This is a genomic window from Mesoflavibacter zeaxanthinifaciens subsp. sabulilitoris (assembly GCF_014191595.1).
Taxonomy (GTDB): Bacteria; Bacteroidota; Bacteroidia; order Flavobacteriales; family Flavobacteriaceae; genus Mesoflavibacter; species Mesoflavibacter zeaxanthinifaciens.
Genome location: NZ_JACHWV010000002.1, coordinates 126553 through 144399, shown reverse-complemented (window position 1 = coordinate 144399; position 17847 = coordinate 126553). Strand labels below are relative to the sequence as shown.

General features: G+C 29.7%; 17 protein-coding genes. 2 read left to right on the top strand and 15 right to left on the bottom strand.

Translation table 11 applies throughout. The features are described from left to right. The first annotated feature begins 25 nt into the window (after positions 1 to 25). Positions 26 to 253, top strand: a complete 228-nt coding sequence (locus tag FHS04_RS03435; protein WP_027879293.1) for a DUF6341 family protein — start codon at positions 26 to 28, stop codon at positions 251 to 253. On the opposite strand, the gene purD is transcribed toward FHS04_RS03435, so the two are convergent. Next, the gene (purD, locus tag FHS04_RS03430) at positions 248 to 1522 is read right to left on the bottom strand and encodes a phosphoribosylamine--glycine ligase (protein ID WP_106680702.1); all 1275 of its coding nucleotides are present in this window, start codon (positions 1520 to 1522) and stop codon (positions 248 to 250) included. The genes FHS04_RS03435 and purD overlap by 6 nt on opposite strands. Before the next feature lie 287 nt (positions 1523 to 1809). Here purD and FHS04_RS03425 point away from each other — a divergent pair, with 287 nt between their 5' ends. Next, positions 1810 to 3117, top strand: coding sequence for a phenylacetate--CoA ligase family protein (locus tag FHS04_RS03425; protein ID WP_106680704.1), 1308 nt, complete (start codon positions 1810 to 1812; stop codon positions 3115 to 3117). Here the strand turns inward: FHS04_RS03425 and FHS04_RS03420 are convergent. The 14 genes from FHS04_RS03420 to FHS04_RS03355 all read right to left on the bottom strand — a co-directional run bounded on the left by FHS04_RS03420 (position 3101) and on the right by FHS04_RS03355 (position 17803). Continuing rightward, positions 3101 to 3880 carry a glycosyltransferase family 2 protein gene (locus FHS04_RS03420; RefSeq protein ID WP_106680706.1) on the bottom strand — a complete coding sequence of 260 codons (780 nt, stop codon included), beginning with the start codon at positions 3878 to 3880 and terminating at the stop codon, positions 3101 to 3103. The genes FHS04_RS03425 and FHS04_RS03420 overlap by 17 nt on opposite strands. Continuing rightward, complete coding sequence (locus FHS04_RS03415) at positions 3880 to 5292, bottom strand: exopolysaccharide biosynthesis polyprenyl glycosylphosphotransferase (protein WP_027879297.1); 1413 nt, start codon at positions 5290 to 5292, stop codon at positions 3880 to 3882. Before FHS04_RS03415 ends, FHS04_RS03420 begins: the two co-directional genes overlap by 1 nt. 7 nt (positions 5293 to 5299) lie before the next feature. Next, on the bottom strand, positions 5300 to 6289 hold the full coding sequence (locus FHS04_RS03410; RefSeq protein WP_106680708.1) for a UDP-glucuronic acid decarboxylase family protein: 990 nt from the start codon (positions 6287 to 6289) through the stop codon (positions 5300 to 5302). After that, a complete protein-coding gene (locus tag FHS04_RS03405; protein WP_106680711.1) occupies positions 6290 to 7588 on the bottom strand; it encodes a UDP-glucose dehydrogenase family protein in 1299 nt (432 codons plus the stop codon). It abuts the gene before it with no gap. A 6-nt stretch (positions 7589 to 7594) separates the two neighbouring features. Then, positions 7595 to 9556 carry a nucleoside-diphosphate sugar epimerase/dehydratase gene (locus FHS04_RS03400; protein ID WP_106680714.1) on the bottom strand — a complete coding sequence of 654 codons (1962 nt, stop codon included), beginning with the start codon at positions 9554 to 9556 and terminating at the stop codon, positions 7595 to 7597. A gap of 88 nt (positions 9557 to 9644) precedes the next feature. Beyond that, on the bottom strand, positions 9645 to 10781 hold the full coding sequence (locus tag FHS04_RS03395) for a DegT/DnrJ/EryC1/StrS family aminotransferase (RefSeq protein WP_106680716.1): 1137 nt from the start codon (positions 10779 to 10781) through the stop codon (positions 9645 to 9647). Next, entirely contained in the window at positions 10782 to 11432 is a 651-nt protein-coding gene (locus FHS04_RS03390) for an acetyltransferase (RefSeq protein WP_106680718.1), read from the bottom strand. Next, positions 11410 to 12147 (bottom strand): SDR family NAD(P)-dependent oxidoreductase, encoded by a 738-nt coding sequence (locus FHS04_RS03385; protein WP_106680720.1) that lies wholly within the window; start codon positions 12145 to 12147, stop codon positions 11410 to 11412. The genes FHS04_RS03390 and FHS04_RS03385 overlap by 23 nt, the downstream gene beginning before the upstream one ends. Positions 12148 to 12168: 21 nt before the next feature. Beyond that, on the bottom strand, positions 12169 to 13191 hold the full coding sequence (locus FHS04_RS03380) for a 3-oxoacyl-ACP synthase III family protein (RefSeq protein WP_106680722.1): 1023 nt from the start codon (positions 13189 to 13191) through the stop codon (positions 12169 to 12171). A 1-nt stretch (position 13192) separates the two neighbouring features. Continuing rightward, positions 13193 to 13423 carry an acyl carrier protein gene (locus FHS04_RS03375; RefSeq protein WP_106680724.1) on the bottom strand — a complete coding sequence of 77 codons (231 nt, stop codon included), beginning with the start codon at positions 13421 to 13423 and terminating at the stop codon, positions 13193 to 13195. Positions 13424 to 13425: 2 nt separating this feature from the next. Further along, positions 13426 to 14433 carry a ketoacyl-ACP synthase III gene (locus tag FHS04_RS03370; RefSeq protein ID WP_106680726.1) on the bottom strand — a complete coding sequence of 336 codons (1008 nt, stop codon included), beginning with the start codon at positions 14431 to 14433 and terminating at the stop codon, positions 13426 to 13428. Positions 14434 to 14437: 4 nt separating this feature from the next. Continuing rightward, a complete protein-coding gene (locus FHS04_RS03365; protein ID WP_106680728.1) occupies positions 14438 to 15043 on the bottom strand; it encodes a sugar transferase in 606 nt (201 codons plus the stop codon). Then, positions 15036 to 16190: a glycosyltransferase family 4 protein gene (locus FHS04_RS03360; protein ID WP_106680730.1), complete on the bottom strand. Its 1155-nt coding sequence runs from the start codon at positions 16188 to 16190 to the stop codon at positions 15036 to 15038. Before FHS04_RS03360 ends, FHS04_RS03365 begins: the two co-directional genes overlap by 8 nt. A 1109-nt stretch (positions 16191 to 17299) precedes the next feature. Next, complete coding sequence (locus tag FHS04_RS03355; protein WP_106680735.1) at positions 17300 to 17803, bottom strand: hypothetical protein; 504 nt, start codon at positions 17801 to 17803, stop codon at positions 17300 to 17302. Positions 17804 to 17847 lie beyond the last annotated feature (44 nt).

Sequence of the window (17847 nt, the reverse complement as noted above, 5' to 3'; positions counted from 1 at the left end):
ATTTTTGCTGTATAAATATACAATCATGAAAGATTTTTTTTACGCAATACAAGATTTATTTGTTAACGTTTTATTTGCTCCATTAGACGCTTTAAGAGAATTAGAGTTAGAAAACTGGTGGGCAGCAAACATAATGAACTGGTTATTTATGATCATTGGTTTTGTTGCATTTGTTTATTGGATGGGACAATTAAAAAAGTTTAATAACAACAACGAAGAAGATAAAAGTATTTCGTCTCATTCTTATTTATAAGTCGAAACCAATATCTTTTCTATAATACATCTTATCAAACTTTAGATTATTTTCTATAGTTTGGTAAGATTTTTTTATGGCCTCTTGGTAAGTTTCTCCGTAACTTGTAACCGCCATAACACGTCCGCCAGACGTTACTATTTTACCGTCTTTTTCTTGTGCACCAGCATGGAATAAAATAGAATCCATAGGCTTTTCTACTCCAAAAATTTCTTTTCCTTTTTCGTAAGCTTCAGGATATCCTCCAGACACTAACATGATTGTTGTTGCAGATCTTTGATCTACTTCTAAAGTAACTTTATCTAATGTTTGATTTGCTATAGCATCCATTAAAACAACAAAGTCGTTTTTAAGTCTTGGTAAAACTACTTCTGTTTCTGGATCGCCCATACGCACGTTATACTCTATCACTTTTGGATCGTCACCAACTTTTATTAAGCCAATAAACACAAACCCTTTGTATGGTAAATTATCTTTTTGTAAACCTTCAATAGTTGGTTTTACAATTTGATTTTCAATTTTATCTAAAAACGCTTGATCTGCGAATGGTACTGGAGACACTGCACCCATTCCGCCAGTGTTTAAACCTGTATCACCTTCGCCAATACGCTTGTAATCTTTTGCTGTTGGAAGTATTTTATAGTTTTTACCATCGGTTAACACAAAACAACTTAATTCTATTCCGTCTAAAAACTCTTCGATAACTACTTTGGTACTCGCATCGCCGAATTTAGCGTCTACAAGCATCCTTTTTAGTTCGGCTTTAGCTTCCTCTAAATCATTTAAAATTACAACACCTTTACCAGCTGCTAATCCGTCTGCTTTTAATACATACGGCGGATTTAAAGTCTCTAAAAACGCATAACCGTCTTCTACATTTTGCGCGTTAAAACTTTGGTATGCTGCAGTAGGAATATTGTGTCTAAATAAAAATTCTTTTGCAAACTCTTTACTACCTTCTAAGGTTGCTGCTGCTTTTTGAGGTCCGATTACAGCGACGTTTTTAAGTTCTTCGTCTGCTAAAAAGTAGTCATGAACACCTTGCACTAAAGGATCTTCTGGTCCAACAATAACCATTTCTATATTGTTGTTTAGTACTACGTCTTTTATTGCAGGAAAATCGGTTACCGAAACTGGTACATTTTTAGCAATTTTTGCTGTTCCAGAGTTTCCTGGTGCTACAAAAAGGTTACCACATTTTTCGCTTTGCGCTAATTTCCAAGTTATTGTATGTTCTCTTCCGCCAGAACCTAATACTAAAATATTCATGAGTTGATTGTTGTGTTGTTTGGCACAAAAATAATTATTTAAAAGAATTCTGTTAGGATTTAATCAGATAGTTTTAATATTTAAATTCGCTTTCAATTTGTAATTGAAATTTATCAAATATTGTCTGTTTGAGTAATTTTGAAATATGAGAAATTGTATCGAGATCTATTTTAGTTAAAATTCTTGTTTTCGATACAAATTTTCACTCTTTCTAATCGTGAAAATTCACTCAAACTGACGAATTTCATTATAAAGTGTAATATATTTACAATATAAAATTCAACCTTTTGAAACGATTTGAATGGTCTTTACGTCTTAAAGGTTTCCCGATAAAGGAAGCTAAAAAAACCTTGCGCTTAATTGAAAGTTATGACGAGAAAGCGTATGCTAATTTTCTAAGTAGACAATTACGCAGTATTGTGCAATTTCATTTAGAAAACACGCCATTTTATCAAGAGTTATGCAACGGTATTAACTCCAATAATTGGAACGAATTACCTGTGTTAACCAAAGCTAATTTACAGCAACCTTTAAAAGATCGTTTGTCTAACAAATACACCGAAAAAACGGTACATCAACATAAAACTTCTGGCTCTTCGGGTACGCCTTTTAGCTTTGCTAAAGACAATTTTGCGCATGCTATGACTTGGGCTACGTTTATGCAACGTTATGCTTGGTATGATATTGATTTAAATACGTCTAAACAGGCGCGTTTTTATGGCATTCCGCTAGATAAAAAAGGGTATTACAAAGAGCGTTTAAAAGATTGGCTGGGTAATCGTTTTCGATTTTCAGTTTTTGATTTGAGTGATGCTGCTTTAGAAACTGTTTTGAAAAAGTTTAAGCATACAAAATTTGATTACATTAACGGTTATACCAGTAGTATTGTACAGTTTGCTAAGTTTTTAGAGCGAAAAAACATCATTCTAAAAGAGGTTTGCCCAACATTAAACGTGTGTATTGTAACCTCTGAAATGCTTTTTGAAGCCGACAAACAATTGCTTGAAAGACAATTTAATATTCCAATTGTTAACGAATATGGCGCTGCAGAATTAGGTTTAATCGCTTTTCAAAACAAAGACAAGCAATGGTTAGTTAATAGTAACCATTTATACGTTGAAATTTTAGACGAAAATAACCAACCTTTACCTTACGGAGACACAGGAAAAGTAGTAATTACTGATTTGTTTAATCGTGCGCATCCATTTATACGTTACAAACTTGGTGACATTGGACGTTTATCTAAAGCTAGCACGTTACAACAACCCATTTTAGAACAATTAACAGGGAGAACTAGTGATATTATTAAATTGCCTAGTGGAAAAACCTCAGCAGGATTGACCTTTTATTACGTCACTAAAACTGTGATGGATACTAAAGCCAACGTTAAAGAATTTGTTATCGAACAAACCAAATTGGACTCTTTTTTAATTAGTTACGTTGCTAAAAACTCTCTAACAAATGAGCAAAAACAAGCAGTACAAAACGCGGTTGATAAATACTTAGAACCAAATCTTAAGCTAGTTTTTGAGCAAAAAGAAGTGTTACAACGTCAAAACAGTGGTAAGTTGAAGCAGTTTATTTCTTCTCTGTAGGAACAATCAGCTTAGATTTTACCATAAAATGTTCCCAAAGAAAAATAAACATTCTGTAAAGCGATTTTATAGTACTAAATCCTAAGCCTTTTTTATAGACTAGGTAATTGTATTTAAGTAATTCTATTTTATTAGAAGAAATTGAATTTTGCCTAACACGATAATACGCTAAAGATTCTTGAATACCTAAAGCTGGTTTACTTGACTTTTTAATTGCAGCTAACCATAATAACCAATCTTGTCTTTTTCTTAAATCGGGACTTGTTATTTTGCCTAAAGTTTTGGCATTGTACATTCCTGTTAAGTTGCCAATGTAGTTTGTTTTTAGGTATTTATTATACGTAAGTTTTGGTATGGCTTGTACTAATTTGTTTAGCGGTTTACCGTTTTCATCTATTTGCTCGTAACTAGAAAAACTAACGTCGCAATTATGAGTTTGCATAAATTGAATCTGTAGGTCTAGCTTATTGGGTTTCCATAAATCATCTGCGTCTAAAAACGCTATGTAATCACCTTTTGCTTCTAGTATTCCTTTGTTTCTAGATTGTGCAGCACCTAAATTGGTTGGATTTTGAAGTAGTGTAATGTTAGAATATTTCTGCTTAAAATCTTCTACAATTTTGATGGTATTATCTGTTGAACCATCGTCTATAAGCAACAATTCCCAATTAGAATAGGTTTGATTTACAACGCTATTAATAGTTTTCAGAATAAATTTTTCTGAATTATACATTGGAGTAATAATGGACACTAAAGGTTGCATTAATAGGCTTGTTTTTGTCCCTTAAAGATATTAATTGTAGTCTGAAAAATGATTTTTAAATCTAAAACTAATGACCAATTTTCGATATAAAAGTTATCGTATTTAACACGGTTTATAATGTCTTCATCATTTTTAACTTCTCCTCTATACCCTTTTATTTGCGCTAAACCGGTTACTCCTGGTTTTACATTGTGTCTAAAAATGAAGTTATATTTATCTATTTTTTTCGAGTAATCTTCTGTGTAAGACAGCATATGTGGTCTTGGTCCTACAACGCTCATATCTCCTTTTAAAACGTTATAAAATTGAGGTATCTCGTCTATGCTTGTTTTCCTTAAAAATTTACCAATTGTAGTTAATCTGTTATCATCTTGTGTGACGTAAGTTCCTTTAACTTCTTTAGTTTCTCTTAAGGATCTAAACTTATAGCAATCAAACTCTTTATAGTTAATCCCGTTACGTTTGTGCTTATAGAATAAAGGTCCTTTAGATTCTAGTTTTATTAAAATGAATAATAGCGGCGTTAACCATGATAAAATAAAAACAATTACAAATAACGAAAACAAAACATCAAAAGTACGCTTAACCAATTTATTAAAACTATTATTTAAAGCGACTTCCTGCATAGATAAGACAGGTAGGTAATTGTAATAATCGGTTTTTAATCGCTTTGTTATTAATTTATTGGTTTTGGGAATAAACTTGATATTGCAATGGTGCAAATTGGCGTATTTAACGTATTTATTAACTTGATTTTCTGTAAGCTCGTCAATCGAACAATAAATCTCGTCAATACCAGAATTTTCATTTAAAAACTGAAAACTATCTTCTATGTTACCTGTAAATTCGTTTTCATTTTTAGTGTTAGCAAACATTCCTTTTAGCTGGTATCCTAACTCTTTTTTTATTTCAAAAAGTTGTTTAAGTTCTAATGCGCCTTCGCTTTTACCGACTATGATTACACGTCTTACGTTTCCGTTTAAATAGCTTCTAAAACTCTTTAAAACATAAAAACTAATTAGTTTAATAAAAGCTATGCAAGCAAAACTGTAAATAAGGTATTTTAATGTTGTAAAAGCTTGGATATCTATACTTCTAAATATCCCTATGAAAGCAAATACAATGATAGCAAATACAAAAAATTGCTTGATTAAAAGTGAAATTATATTAAGAACAGAGGTATATCTATATACTCTATAAAAGTTGATTAATGATGTAGACATCAACCAAGCGATAGTTGAGTAAAAGATGTATAATAAATGCTTATTATTTAATAACGCTGAAGAAAAAAAGTATAAATTCTCTTCATTAAAATTGAAAATATAAAACGCAAAAAGATTGATGACAAAAATGTCAAAAAGCACCAAAAATGGTCTTAACAACCAAGAATATCTACCGCGTTTAAACTCCATAAACTATTTATTTATGGTAATTAGTAAAGTCTTTGTGTTCGCTTTTGTAAAGCTCTTCTTCAGTTAAACTTTTAAAATATTCGAAAGTTTTTTTCATGCCTTCTGCTCTGCCAACTTTTGGTTCCCAACCTAAAATATCTTTAGCTCTTGTAATGTCTGGTTGACGTTGCATAGGGTCGTCAATTGGTAAATCTTGATAAATTACTTTTTGATCTGTACCTGTTAGTTGGATGATTTCTTCTGCAAAATCTTTAATTGAAATTTCATGCGGATTACCAATGTTTATAGGATTTGTGTAATCACTTAATAGTAACTTATAAATACCATCTACTTGATCTGACACGTAACAAAACGAACGCGTTTGAGACCCATCACCAAAAACGGTTAAATCTTCGCCACGTAAGGCTTGTCCCATAAATGCAGGTATAACACGACCATCATTAAGTCGCATACGTGGTCCATAAGTATTAAAAATACGAACTATTCTTGTCTCTAAGCCATGAAATCTATGATACGCCATAGTAATGGCTTCTTGAAAGCGCTTAGCTTCGTCATAAACACCTCTTGGTCCAATGGTATTTACATTACCGTAATAATCTTCTGTTTGAGGATGAACTAAAGGATCTCCGTATACTTCTGATGTAGATGCAATAAGCATTCTAGCACCTTTTGAACGTGCTAATCCTAAACAATTATGCGTACCTAAACTACCAACTTTTAAGGTTTGAATAGGAATTTTTAAGTAATCTATTGGACTTGCTGGTGATGCAAAATGAAGTATATAATCTAAATCTCCTTCTATGTTAATGTAATTGGTTACATCATGTTCTATAAATCTAAAATTAGAGTTTCCTGTAAGGTGTGCAATATTTTTAGAGTCACCAGTAATAAAGTTATCCATGCCGATAACAAAATAACCTTCACTTACAAACTTATCGCATAAATGCGAACCTAAAAAGCCTGCAGCACCTGTAATTAAAACTCTTTTTTGACTCATTTATCTGCCTATTGATATGTATTTAAAACCTTCGTTTACAACATCTTTAACTTCGTACAAATTACGTCCATCAAAAATGGTATGACCTACCATTAGATCTTTCATTTTAGAAAAATCTGGAGTTCTAAATATACTCCATTCTGTAGAGATTATTAAAGCATCTGCGTCTTTTAACGCTTCGTACATAGAATTAGCAAAATTAATTTTAGTGCCTAGCTTACGTTTTACATTAGACATAGCTTCTGGATCAAACGCTGTAATGTTAGCGCCTTGAGACAATAATTCTTCAATCATATACAATGAAGGCGCTTCACGAATATCATCAGTTTCTGGTTTAAATGCTAATCCCCAAACTGCAATGTTTTTACCTTTTAAATCGTTATTAAAATGATTTTCTATTTTAGGAATTAATACTAATTTTTGTCTAACATTGACATTAATTACTGCATCTAATATTTTAAAATTATAGTTATTTTCTTGTCCTGATTTATGTAATGCTTTTACATCTTTTGGAAAACAAGATCCACCATAACCTATACCCGGAAATAAGAAACGCTTACCTATACGAGAGTCTGTACCCATACCTATACGCACCTTATCTACATCTGCTCCAACTTTTTCACAGAAGTTAGCTATCTCGTTCATAAACGTTATTTTTGCTGCTAAAAAGGAATTTGAAGCGTATTTAGTAAGCTCGGCAGATTTTTCGTCCATTATAATAATTGGATTACCAGATCTAACGTATGGTTTGTATAGTTTCTCCATAAGTTTTGTTGCACGCTCACTACTAGATCCAACTACTATACGTTCTGGTTTTAGAAAGTCGTCTACAGCAAATCCTTCTCTTAAAAACTCTGGATTTGAGACTACATCAAATTCTACTTTTGCATGTTTTGCAATAGCAGCTTTTACTTTATCTGAAGTACCAACAGGCACCGTACTTTTGTCTACGATGACTTTATAATCTTTGATTAGTTTACCAATATTGTCTGCGACACCTAAAATATATTTTAGATCTGCAGATCCATCTTCATCTTCTGGTGTTGGTAAAGCAAGAAAAATAATATCTCCATGCTCTAATCCTTCTTCTAGACTAGTTGAAAACCTTAGTCTATTTGCTTTAATGTTTCTTTCGAAAAGTACATCTAAATGTGGTTCGTAAATTGGAACTTCTCCATTTTGCATTTTATTAACCTTTTCTTGGTCAATATCAATACATAAAACTTCATTTCCTGTCTCTGCTAGGCATGTTCCGGTAACTAAACCTACATAACCTGTACCAATTACGGCTATTTTCATTGGGAATTATACTATTTTTTTATCAAAAATTTCATAGTCGGAATTCATACTAATAAACTCTGGAACTATATCTTTCATTTTTTTAACGATTGCATTTTTATCTTCCTCTTTAGCAATCGTTATCAGTTCTTGAATGTGTTCGTTGATTTCTAAATGAGAATATGTCTCTACTTTAGCAATCATTATTTTCTCATTATATGTAGGCAGTGTTGTAGACTTGTCGCTTAACAATTCTTCATATAGTTTTTCTCCTGGTCTTAATCCTACTACTTTAATATCTATGTCTTTATAAGGTGTAAATCCTGCTAGTCTAATTATTTTTTTAGCTAGGTCTATAATCTTTACAGCCTTACCCATATCAAATATAAAAATTTCGCCTCCATTGCCCATTGCTCCTGCTTCCAAAACTAACTGACAAGCTTCTGGAATAGTCATAAAGTATCTAATGATGTCTGGATGCGTTATTGTTAATGGTCCACCTTCTTCAATTTGCCTTTTAAATAAAGGTACAACAGACCCATTACTCCCTAAAACATTACCAAAACGTGTTGTCACAAAGTTTGTTGTTGCTTTGTTTTTTTTATTAACCTTTTGTTGAAGAGCTTGAACATAGATCTCGGCAATTCTTTTAGATGCACCCATAACGTTACTTGGGTTTACCGCTTTATCTGTTGAGACCATTACAAACTTTTCTGCTTTATACTTACAGGCTAAATCAGCAACATTTTTTGATCCAATGATATTAGCAAATACAGCTTCTGAAGGATGACATTCCATTAATGGGACATGCTTATAGGCTGCTGCATGATATACAACATCAGGTTTATATTTTTCAAAAACTGTTTCTAATACATCTGCTTTTCTTACATCTGCAATAACAGCCTCGTATTGTAGTTCTGGAAAGTTATTTTTAATTTCTAATTGAATATTATATAGAGGCGATTCTGCTTGATCTAAAATTAATAGTTTTTTAGGTTTGTAATTAGCTACTTGTCTAACGATTTCGCTACCAATTGAACCTGCTCCACCTGTAACTAAAATTGTTTTATTAAAAATTTCTTTAGCAACTAATTTATTATCTAGCTTAATAGGATCACGCTCTAAAATATCTTCAATTTGTATTTTTTGTATTTGAGATGATAAATTTGTTTTGTTTTCTATATCAGAAATTAATGGTGCTCTAAACACTTTATAATTGTGCTCTAAACAGCTATCAACAATTTTAATACTTTCTTCTTTTGTAAGGCTGTTATCTGCTAGGATTAAAGCTTGTGCATTATAAATTCTTAAAATTACAGCTGTCTTGCGATTTATATGTATAATTGGTAAACCTAATATTTCTTTACTTTTATTTTTACCTTCTTTATCAATAAACCCTAACACATTATATCGTGCCGGCTTTTCGGATTTTAAAGCACTTGCAATTGCTATTGCATTTTCGTCTGTACCGTATACTAATACATTTAATTTTGTATCAATATCACTATAGCTTTGATATATTTCAAAAATTTGTTTTACTAAAACTCTAAACAAAAATAAACCACAAAACGAAATAACGGCATAAATAAATAATTGTGGAATAAAGAAAATCTCTTCTGATGTAAACAAATAATATCCATAATGGATTAACAATACTGAAAGTAAAGTAGCTGCTGTTGCTATTAAAAATTTAGCAGCATCTATAAATGTAGAGTGTCTAATTAATCCTGCATAGGTCCTAAATAGGATAAAGAATAGTATATTAATTAACAATAAGACAACCTCTTGTGAAGAAAAACCAAAATCTACAATTATCGTCTTTTGTATTTTGCTTACAACTAACCTTGTTATAAACAAAGAGATAAGTAATGTTATTGTATCAAAACATAATATAGCCCATCTTGGTAGGTAACCAATATTTTTAAAATCTATCTTCTTACGACTAGATTCGATAACTTGGCGGAAGGCTTGTTTTAATTGATTAAGCATCTGGGTTGTTTAAAAACAGTTTACAAATATCTTAAATATATCTACAATATAGAAATTATTGAGTTTAAAACGCTTTTATAATAAGATATTAACCTTTTGCTAATAAACTATTTACCACATTTTTTATACGGTCAAGCTCATTCTTTGTTAAGTTTGATCCACTTGGTAAGCAAACGCCTTTATTAAAAAGAGTCTCGCTTACATTGCTTCCATAATAAGGTAACCCTTTAAAAACTGGTTGAAGGTGCATTGGTTTCCAAAGTGGTCTTGTTTCAATATTTTCTGCATCCATAGCTGCTTGAAATTGAGCTTTTGTAAATGGCGCATCATCATGAATTAATATACAACTTAACCAAAAATTAGAGTAGTAATCTTGGGTTGGTTGCTGTTGTACCTCTATACCCTTAACGTCTTTGAATAAGTCATTATAAAACTGATTATTAGCCCTTCTTAAGTTAATATGTTTGTCTAAGACTTCCATTTGACCTCTTCCTATTCCTGCACTAATATTACTCATTCTGTAGTTGTAACCTATTTTTGTGTGCTCGTAATGCGGTGCATTGTCTCTAGCTTGTGTTGCAAAAAAGATAGTTTGTTTCTTTTCTTGTTCTGTATTACAAACTAATGCGCCACCACCAGAAGTAGTAATAATTTTATTTCCGTTAAAAGATAATATTGAATATGCTCCAAACGTACCGCATTTTTTTCCTTTATAAGTTGAGCCTAAAGCTTCTGCAGCATCTTCAATTATTGAGATTTTATATTTATTTGCAACTTCTAATAATTGATCTATTTGTGATGGCATACCGTAAAGGTGAACTATTATAATTGCTTTTGGTGTTTTTCCTTTAGCTATTCTGTCTTTTATGGCTTCTTCTAAATAGTTTGGACACATATTCCAAGTCTGTTCTTCACTATCTACAAAAATTGGTTTTGCTCCCAAGTAAGTTATAGGGTTTGCAGATCCACAAAAGGTAAATGTTTGACAAATTACCTCATCATCTCTTTTAACACCTAATTGCAATAAAGCTAAATGTATAGCTGCTGTACCAGATGATAGACAAGCTACATGCTTATCATTATTCAGGTAATTTTCTAAATCATTTTCAAAACCAGTTACATTAGGTCCTAATGGAGCTATCCAATTGGTGTCAAATGCTTCTTGTACATAATTTTGTTCTGTTCCTCCCATATGCGGTGAGGATAGCCATATTTTTGGTTTCATTTAAAAAATTTTCTTTACTGGGTTACCAAAGTAAGTTCCTTCTTTTTTAATATTTCTTAATACTACAGACCCAGCACCTATTCTTACATTAGAACAAATTTTTACTCCTGGAAGAATAACTGCTCCTGTACCAATAAAAACATTATCACCTATTATAGCGCCACCTCCTATATCTACATTTGCCATTAATGAACAATAGTCTCCTATTTTAACATCATGACCAATTTGAGAACCTGAATTTATAAAAACTCCTTTTCCTATTAAACAGTTACAAGATATTATAGTATTAATGGTTGCTACACAACCGGTATCAATAGTTGAGTATTTTCCTAAAGTTGTAGTTGAGTGAAAAAAGCTTAAAATATTGAATGATTTATTTTCTTTTTGTAATTCAAAAATTTTTTTCTTTACATTACTATCAGATATAGCTATAACAATATTACCTGCTTCTGTTAAAGATTGTAATGAGATATTATTGATTATTTTTAAATCTGTTTTATAATCATCTAATTTATTCAAATTATCATCTAAATAACCTATTATATCATACTCATCACTCAAATTGGAATTACTTATCCAGCTTTCTATTTCTCTTCCAAAGCCGCCAGCACCAACTATTACTAACTTTTTATTGTATTGAATATCCTCCATCAATTTTTATATTTTGTCCTGTTATCCATTTTGATTGATCAGATAATAAAAAAGATACTAAAGGTGTTATATCATCTACCTTACCAAAACCTAAAGGATGCATATTTTTAATTTCTTGAATATTTTCTTCTGAAAGTTGAGAAAAAAGTTGTTCTGTCATTGGAGTAACAACTACTCCTGGTGATATGCAATTTGCTCTTATATTTCTTCTTGCTAACTCTAACGAAGCTGCTCTTACTGCTCCTAAAACAGCAGCTTTAGATGAGCAATAACCAACTTTACCTGGCTGACCTAATTCTCCCATAACAGAAGAGAATAATATTATACTAGAATTATTGTTTGTATATTTTTTTTTAGAGAAAAGCCTTAAAAATTCGATACCAGAAAATATATTAATTTCAAAAAGTGAATGTATTTTTTCATGTTTATAGACAGAAAGCGGTACAGTTTCTTCTTTTCCTGCGCAATGAACTAACCCGTCCAATTTGAAACTTTTGGTTATGTTGTTTAATAATGACTCTATCTGATCTATTTGAGTTAAGTCTATTGAGTAGAAGCTAAACTTACTATGATCGACTAAATTTTGATGTAATTTACTTTTATCTCTACCTAAACCAATTACAACAGCGTTTTTAGATATTAAATCTAAACAAATAGCATTTCCGATTCCAGAAGTTGCTCCTGTGACTAATATGGTTTTATCTTTAAGTTCCATTATGTATATATTTTATTTAGACTAATACTCTATCAAAGTATATATTTTAGTCTTAGCGTTTATAAGTATTGATGTGTTCCCCCAATTTAAACCAGAACCATATCCTGTGCATAGTAATCTTAAATCTTTATTAAGATTTTTTAACTCTGTAACTATCAATAGCGGTATAGAAACGCCGCTTGTATTTCCAAATCGATCAATATTTAGCAATACTTTATCTTTATCTAAAGATAATTTTGATGCTATTTGCTTAATGATAAATTTATTTGATTGATGAAAAAGAAAATAGTCAATTTTCTCTTTATTTAGTTTAGAAGATTCAAAAAAACACTCAATACTTTTAGGAATTTCGCGCAGTGTGAAATCAAAAACTTTAGAGCCATCCATTTTTAAATAGATTGATTTATTATCTATAGAATTTTCATTAAACGGATAGCGATATCCTCCTTCAGGTATTTGAATTGCATCAGAATTTTTACCGTCAGAGTGAAAACTAAAAAACGATTTTTCTTTTTGTTTCGTATCTTTTGAAATTAAAATTGCTGTTGCTGCATCCCCAAATAACATTGAAGTACTTCTATCTTCTTTTGTTAAAATTTTAGATAATGTTTCTGCAATTACAAGAAGTACTTTACCTCTAGAATTTGATGCTATTGAATAGGCTACGCTTAGGCCTTGTACAAATCCTGCACAACCTGCATTGATATCTAAACAAAGGGTTGTTTCTGATAAACCTAATCTATCTTGAAGAATATTTGAAGTAAAAGGTATTTTATAATCAGGTGTTTGACTTAAAAATATTAAAGTAGTAACGCTTTCTGAACATTTTTTGTCTTCTAGAATTTTTTTTGCTGCTTTATAACCTAAATCTGAAGCAGTAATATCTTTATCTGCATATCTTCTATTAATTATACCTGTGGTTTTTTCAAATTTTCTAATTTCTTTTGAATCTAAAATATCATCAAAATATAAATTATCAACCTTGTTTTTGGGTACACAAGCCGAAATAGCTTCTATTATAACAGTATCAAACTCTTGAGTCATTTTAATCAAATTTTTCTTGACCTATTTTCTCTATAATAGACTGAAATGTTGTCAATTCTTTTATGTCGTCTGCATTTAGTGTAACATCAAAATTATCTGAAACAAAACCTATTAGTATCATTGCTCCCATAGAGTCCCATTCGTCTAAATCTTTAAAGTTTGTATCTAGTGTAACCTCTGTTTCTAGTTCTAACTCTTCTGCTAACTCTTTTAAAAATTCTTGCTTATTCATTTTTATAGTTTTTTATTAATTTTTACTAAACCTCCAGACCATGATAGCCCTACTCCAAAGCCAACTAAGACTATACTTTCTGGGTTTTCTATTGTTTGAGAATATTTTTTTAATGCTATTGGTATCGTATTAGAAACCGTATTACCTCCATCTTTTAAATCTATATAAAATCTATCTGTGTCTACTTTTAGCCTTTTTCTCATAAAGTTAAGCATATATGCGTTAGCTTGATGAAATATAAATTGATTTATCTTTTGTTTTTCTATATTATTTTTTTCTAAAATCTGATTTGTAAAGGTAGGTATAACTTTAGATGTAAAATTAAAAATTTCTGGTCCATTCATATAGATATGATTATCTGTATAAAAATTATCTGTTCCATATGCTTTTAATTTTGGGGAATCTTCTCTTTTATATTTTCCACCTCCATTTTTAATTATTAATTTGTCGTAGCCACTTCCATCTGTTCCAAACAAAAAACCTTTAATATTTTCATCTTTGCTTTTTTCTATTAATGTAGCTGTTGCAGCATCTCCAAATATTAATCTATTTGTTTTATCCTCTGGATGTATAAATTTACTATAAGTCTCAGAGGTTATCAATAATACTTTTTTTGCCTGATTAGACTCTATTAGTGACTTAGCAAAACTTATACCATAAGTGTAGCCTGAACATCCTAAATTAAAATCAAAAGCTCCAATATTTTTATTTAATCCAAGTCTGTCTTGAATAATACATGCTGTTGTAGGTAAAATATACTCTGGACTTTGTGTACAGTATAAGATATAATCAATATGTTCTTTAACATTATTTTTGTTCAGTAGCTTTTGTGTTGCTTTACATGCTAAATCTAATGCTGTTTCGTTATCGTCTGCAATGTACCTTGTTTTTATACCAACTTTTTTTTCAAACTTATTGTAATCATAAGTTTTAAAAATTTTTGATAAATCACAATTTGACAAAGTTTTTTTTGGGTAATAATACTCTATAGCGGTAATTTCTGCTCCCATTTTCTTAATTATTTCCTTTAAAAGGTAGTGTTGTTGCTTGACCTGAAGTGTTAATATCTTTGCTAATTAATACCTTTAATATAGTTTTTAATATAATCTTAATATCTAACTTAAAAGATATATTATCTACATACCAAACATCATATTCAAACTTTTTACTCCAACTTATCGCATTACGACCATTTACTTGCGCCCATCCTGTAATGCCTGGCTTTACTAAATGCCTCCTTTTTTGGGTATTATTATACAAAGGTAAGTATTCTGGCAATAATGGTCTTGGACCAATCAAACTCATATCGCCTTTTAATACATTTATAAGTTGAGGTAACTCATCTAAAGAGGTTTTTCTAACAAACTTACCTAGCTTTGTTAATCTATCTGCATCTGGAAGCAAATTACCGTTTTTATCTTTTTTATCGGTCATTGTTTTAAACTTAACTACTTTAAAGATTTGTTCGTTTTTACCTGGTCTTTTTTGAAAGAAAAACACTGAGCCTTTATTATTTATCAATAATAGTAATGCTACCAACAAAAATATTGGACTAAAAACAATAATAGCTATAAATGATGCTATAAAGTCTAAAATTCTTTTAAAAAAAGATTTATACATTATCTAAATTTTTATATTCTTCCAAAATTTCGTTCCAAATAAACTTTTGATCGTACTTACTTTCAATCTGCACTCTTGCATTTTCTTTTAATTTGAGATAAAGCCCTTTTTCTAACAGTAATTTTTCCATACTTTGCTGTAAAATAGTATTATTTTTTACTGGTACGATTATTCCATTGATATTATTTTTAATTATTTCATTACAACCGTTTATATCACTTACAATTGAAGGCAGTCCCATTGCACCTGCTTGCATGACTACATTAGGAAAACCTTCTCTATAACTTGGAAAAACTAAGACATTAGCCATTAAAAAATATGGTCTTACGTCTTCTACGTAACCCACTTCTATTATATTAGGATTTTGTTTTATCTCTTTTTGGTTTTTGTCTGATATTGGATCTAAATCGTTTTCAAATGGTCCTACTAAAAGAAGTTTAGTATTATTGTATTTTTTATTTATTTTTTTAAAACTTTCAACCAATTCGTTAATCCCCTTGTCTTTAACAATTCTACCTACAAAAATGTAAACAAAATCTTCTTGTTTAATATTTAATTTAGTTTTTTTTGATGTAATATCTTTATTTAAAAATTTATTTGAATTAAAATATTCTAAGTTTATTCCGTTTGAGCTACCATAACCTATAACTTTTAGCTTTTTTTCTTTTGCTAAATTTTCTTTACTAATTATTTTTTTTAACTCAAAGGAATTAGGATATACCTTTGTTGCACATTTGTAAGTGAGCCACTCTACTTTATTTAAAATAATTCTTTTAAAACCTGTTGCCTCTAATAGTGGTAACCCTGCAACTGTATGTAATCTGTTTGGCACACCTGCTAACTTTGATGCAAGCATTGAAACCAAACCTGCTTTTGGTGTATGAGAATGAACTATGAAGGGTTTTTCTTTTTTTAGAAATTTATAAAAATTAAAAACAGCTTTTAAATCTTTTAATATTGTTATTTTTCTTGTTAACTCTAAATAAAAAACACTTACCTTTTCTTTATCCCCTACTTCTTCTAATTTTTTTTTATCAGAAGAAACTGCTGTCACCTCAAAATAATTTTTCATAAAAGACATTTGTCCTCCTAAGAGCTTCTCTAACGAAAGCGGTATTGTTGTGACTCTAATTAGCTTCTTTTTCATAAAAAAATTGTTTTTTTTGAGATAAATAAATGCCTAATGCTAAATAAGGAATAAACATAACTTTCATCCTTGATGCTAGACCTAAGTTATACATATAAAGACTTAAAAACAAAATTATTAGTAAAGATGTACTTAGTAAAAAAAAAGAAATTTGATTTAAATACGTTTTTTTTCTGAATAATAGATATAGAAACAAAATTGTTGTTATTAAAAAAAATAAGTTTTCAAATGAAATAATGTAATACACCAACGAAGATTTAGCGTCTAAAAACAATGGTCTAAACAAAACCATATTCATCCGCTCTAAATAGTTAGTCGTTTCTATAGGTATGCTGCTGTTACCGTGATCTAAACTATAAGAGTTAATTTTAGCAAACACATTTGTTATTGCTTTAATTGATATTGTTTCTATTTTTAAAAATGTTTTTAAAATGGGTAAGGAGCAAATAAAGAAAACAAGTGAAAATAGCGCTAGCTTTATTTTATATAAACGTGTTTTTTTTGAAAATAAATAAAATGTAAGTAAAAGAGACATAAGAATTATAAGACTTAAATAAGGTCTTATAAATAGTAAAAAAACTAAAGATATTACTAACCAAATAAACACAGGTTTTATCTTCTTCATTTGACTAAAAATCAAAGCCATAAAAAAAACAACTAAAGCCTCTTTACTTAAACCGGACGACCAAAAATGTAAACTAGGAATTATTAATAAACTAGCAAAAAAAATAGATTGAAGACTTTTAAATTTTAACTCTCTAAAGAATATTACAAAACCAATTAAACTTATTGTTGAAAACAAAAAAGATAGAGTAAAAAAATTAATATTAATTGATGTAAGCGGATATATCAAAAAGGACATAAAAGAATTACCTGGTTTAAGTAAAGCAATAATATCTGATGATTCTTTAGCTCTTTCAAAAAAGATATAACTATCTTGTTTTGCTATAAGATTTAATTTGTAATTAAAATAAAAGAAAATATAATGATAGATGTAAATTAAACGGACAAATAAACTTGTTTCTTTTATAAATAAATAAATTACTATAGATAAAATTAATAGACAAAAAACTATATTCATACACTATTTTGAAAAAATATATCTGAAATTATTTTATCAAGTCTATACCCTTTCTACTTAACCCTAAAATTGGCACATGTTGATTGTCGATTTTTTTTGTGATTAATTCGCCTTCTTGTTCTCCAAATTCCACAAATCTATTTACAGTAAAATATTCTTTAAAATCTTTTGGAGTAAATACATGTTCTTTGCCTTTATATGATATTTTAAAATGTTCTATAATTACTTTTTTAGGTTTAACATATCCTAGTCCTAAGTAAAGAACTGTTGGATATTCAAAATCATATCTTGCTTTAACTTTTCCTTGTACTTCTTTAAAGTTTTCTGAAACTTGTATAACTGTTTTATCTATTGTAGTCTCGTTATCAATATCTTTTAAAACAAATTGAAAGGTGTCTGCTTGATCTGTTTTTATTGATGCGGTGACTATAAAGTCATAATTAACCTCTTGTTTAACTTTTTTAGGTTCTTCTTTTTTGTCTTTGCAATTAAAAACAATTAAAACTAATAGACTTAAGATGATTTTTTTCATTCTGTTTTTTTTCAAATATAATAATTAAAAGTTGAGCGTCAATA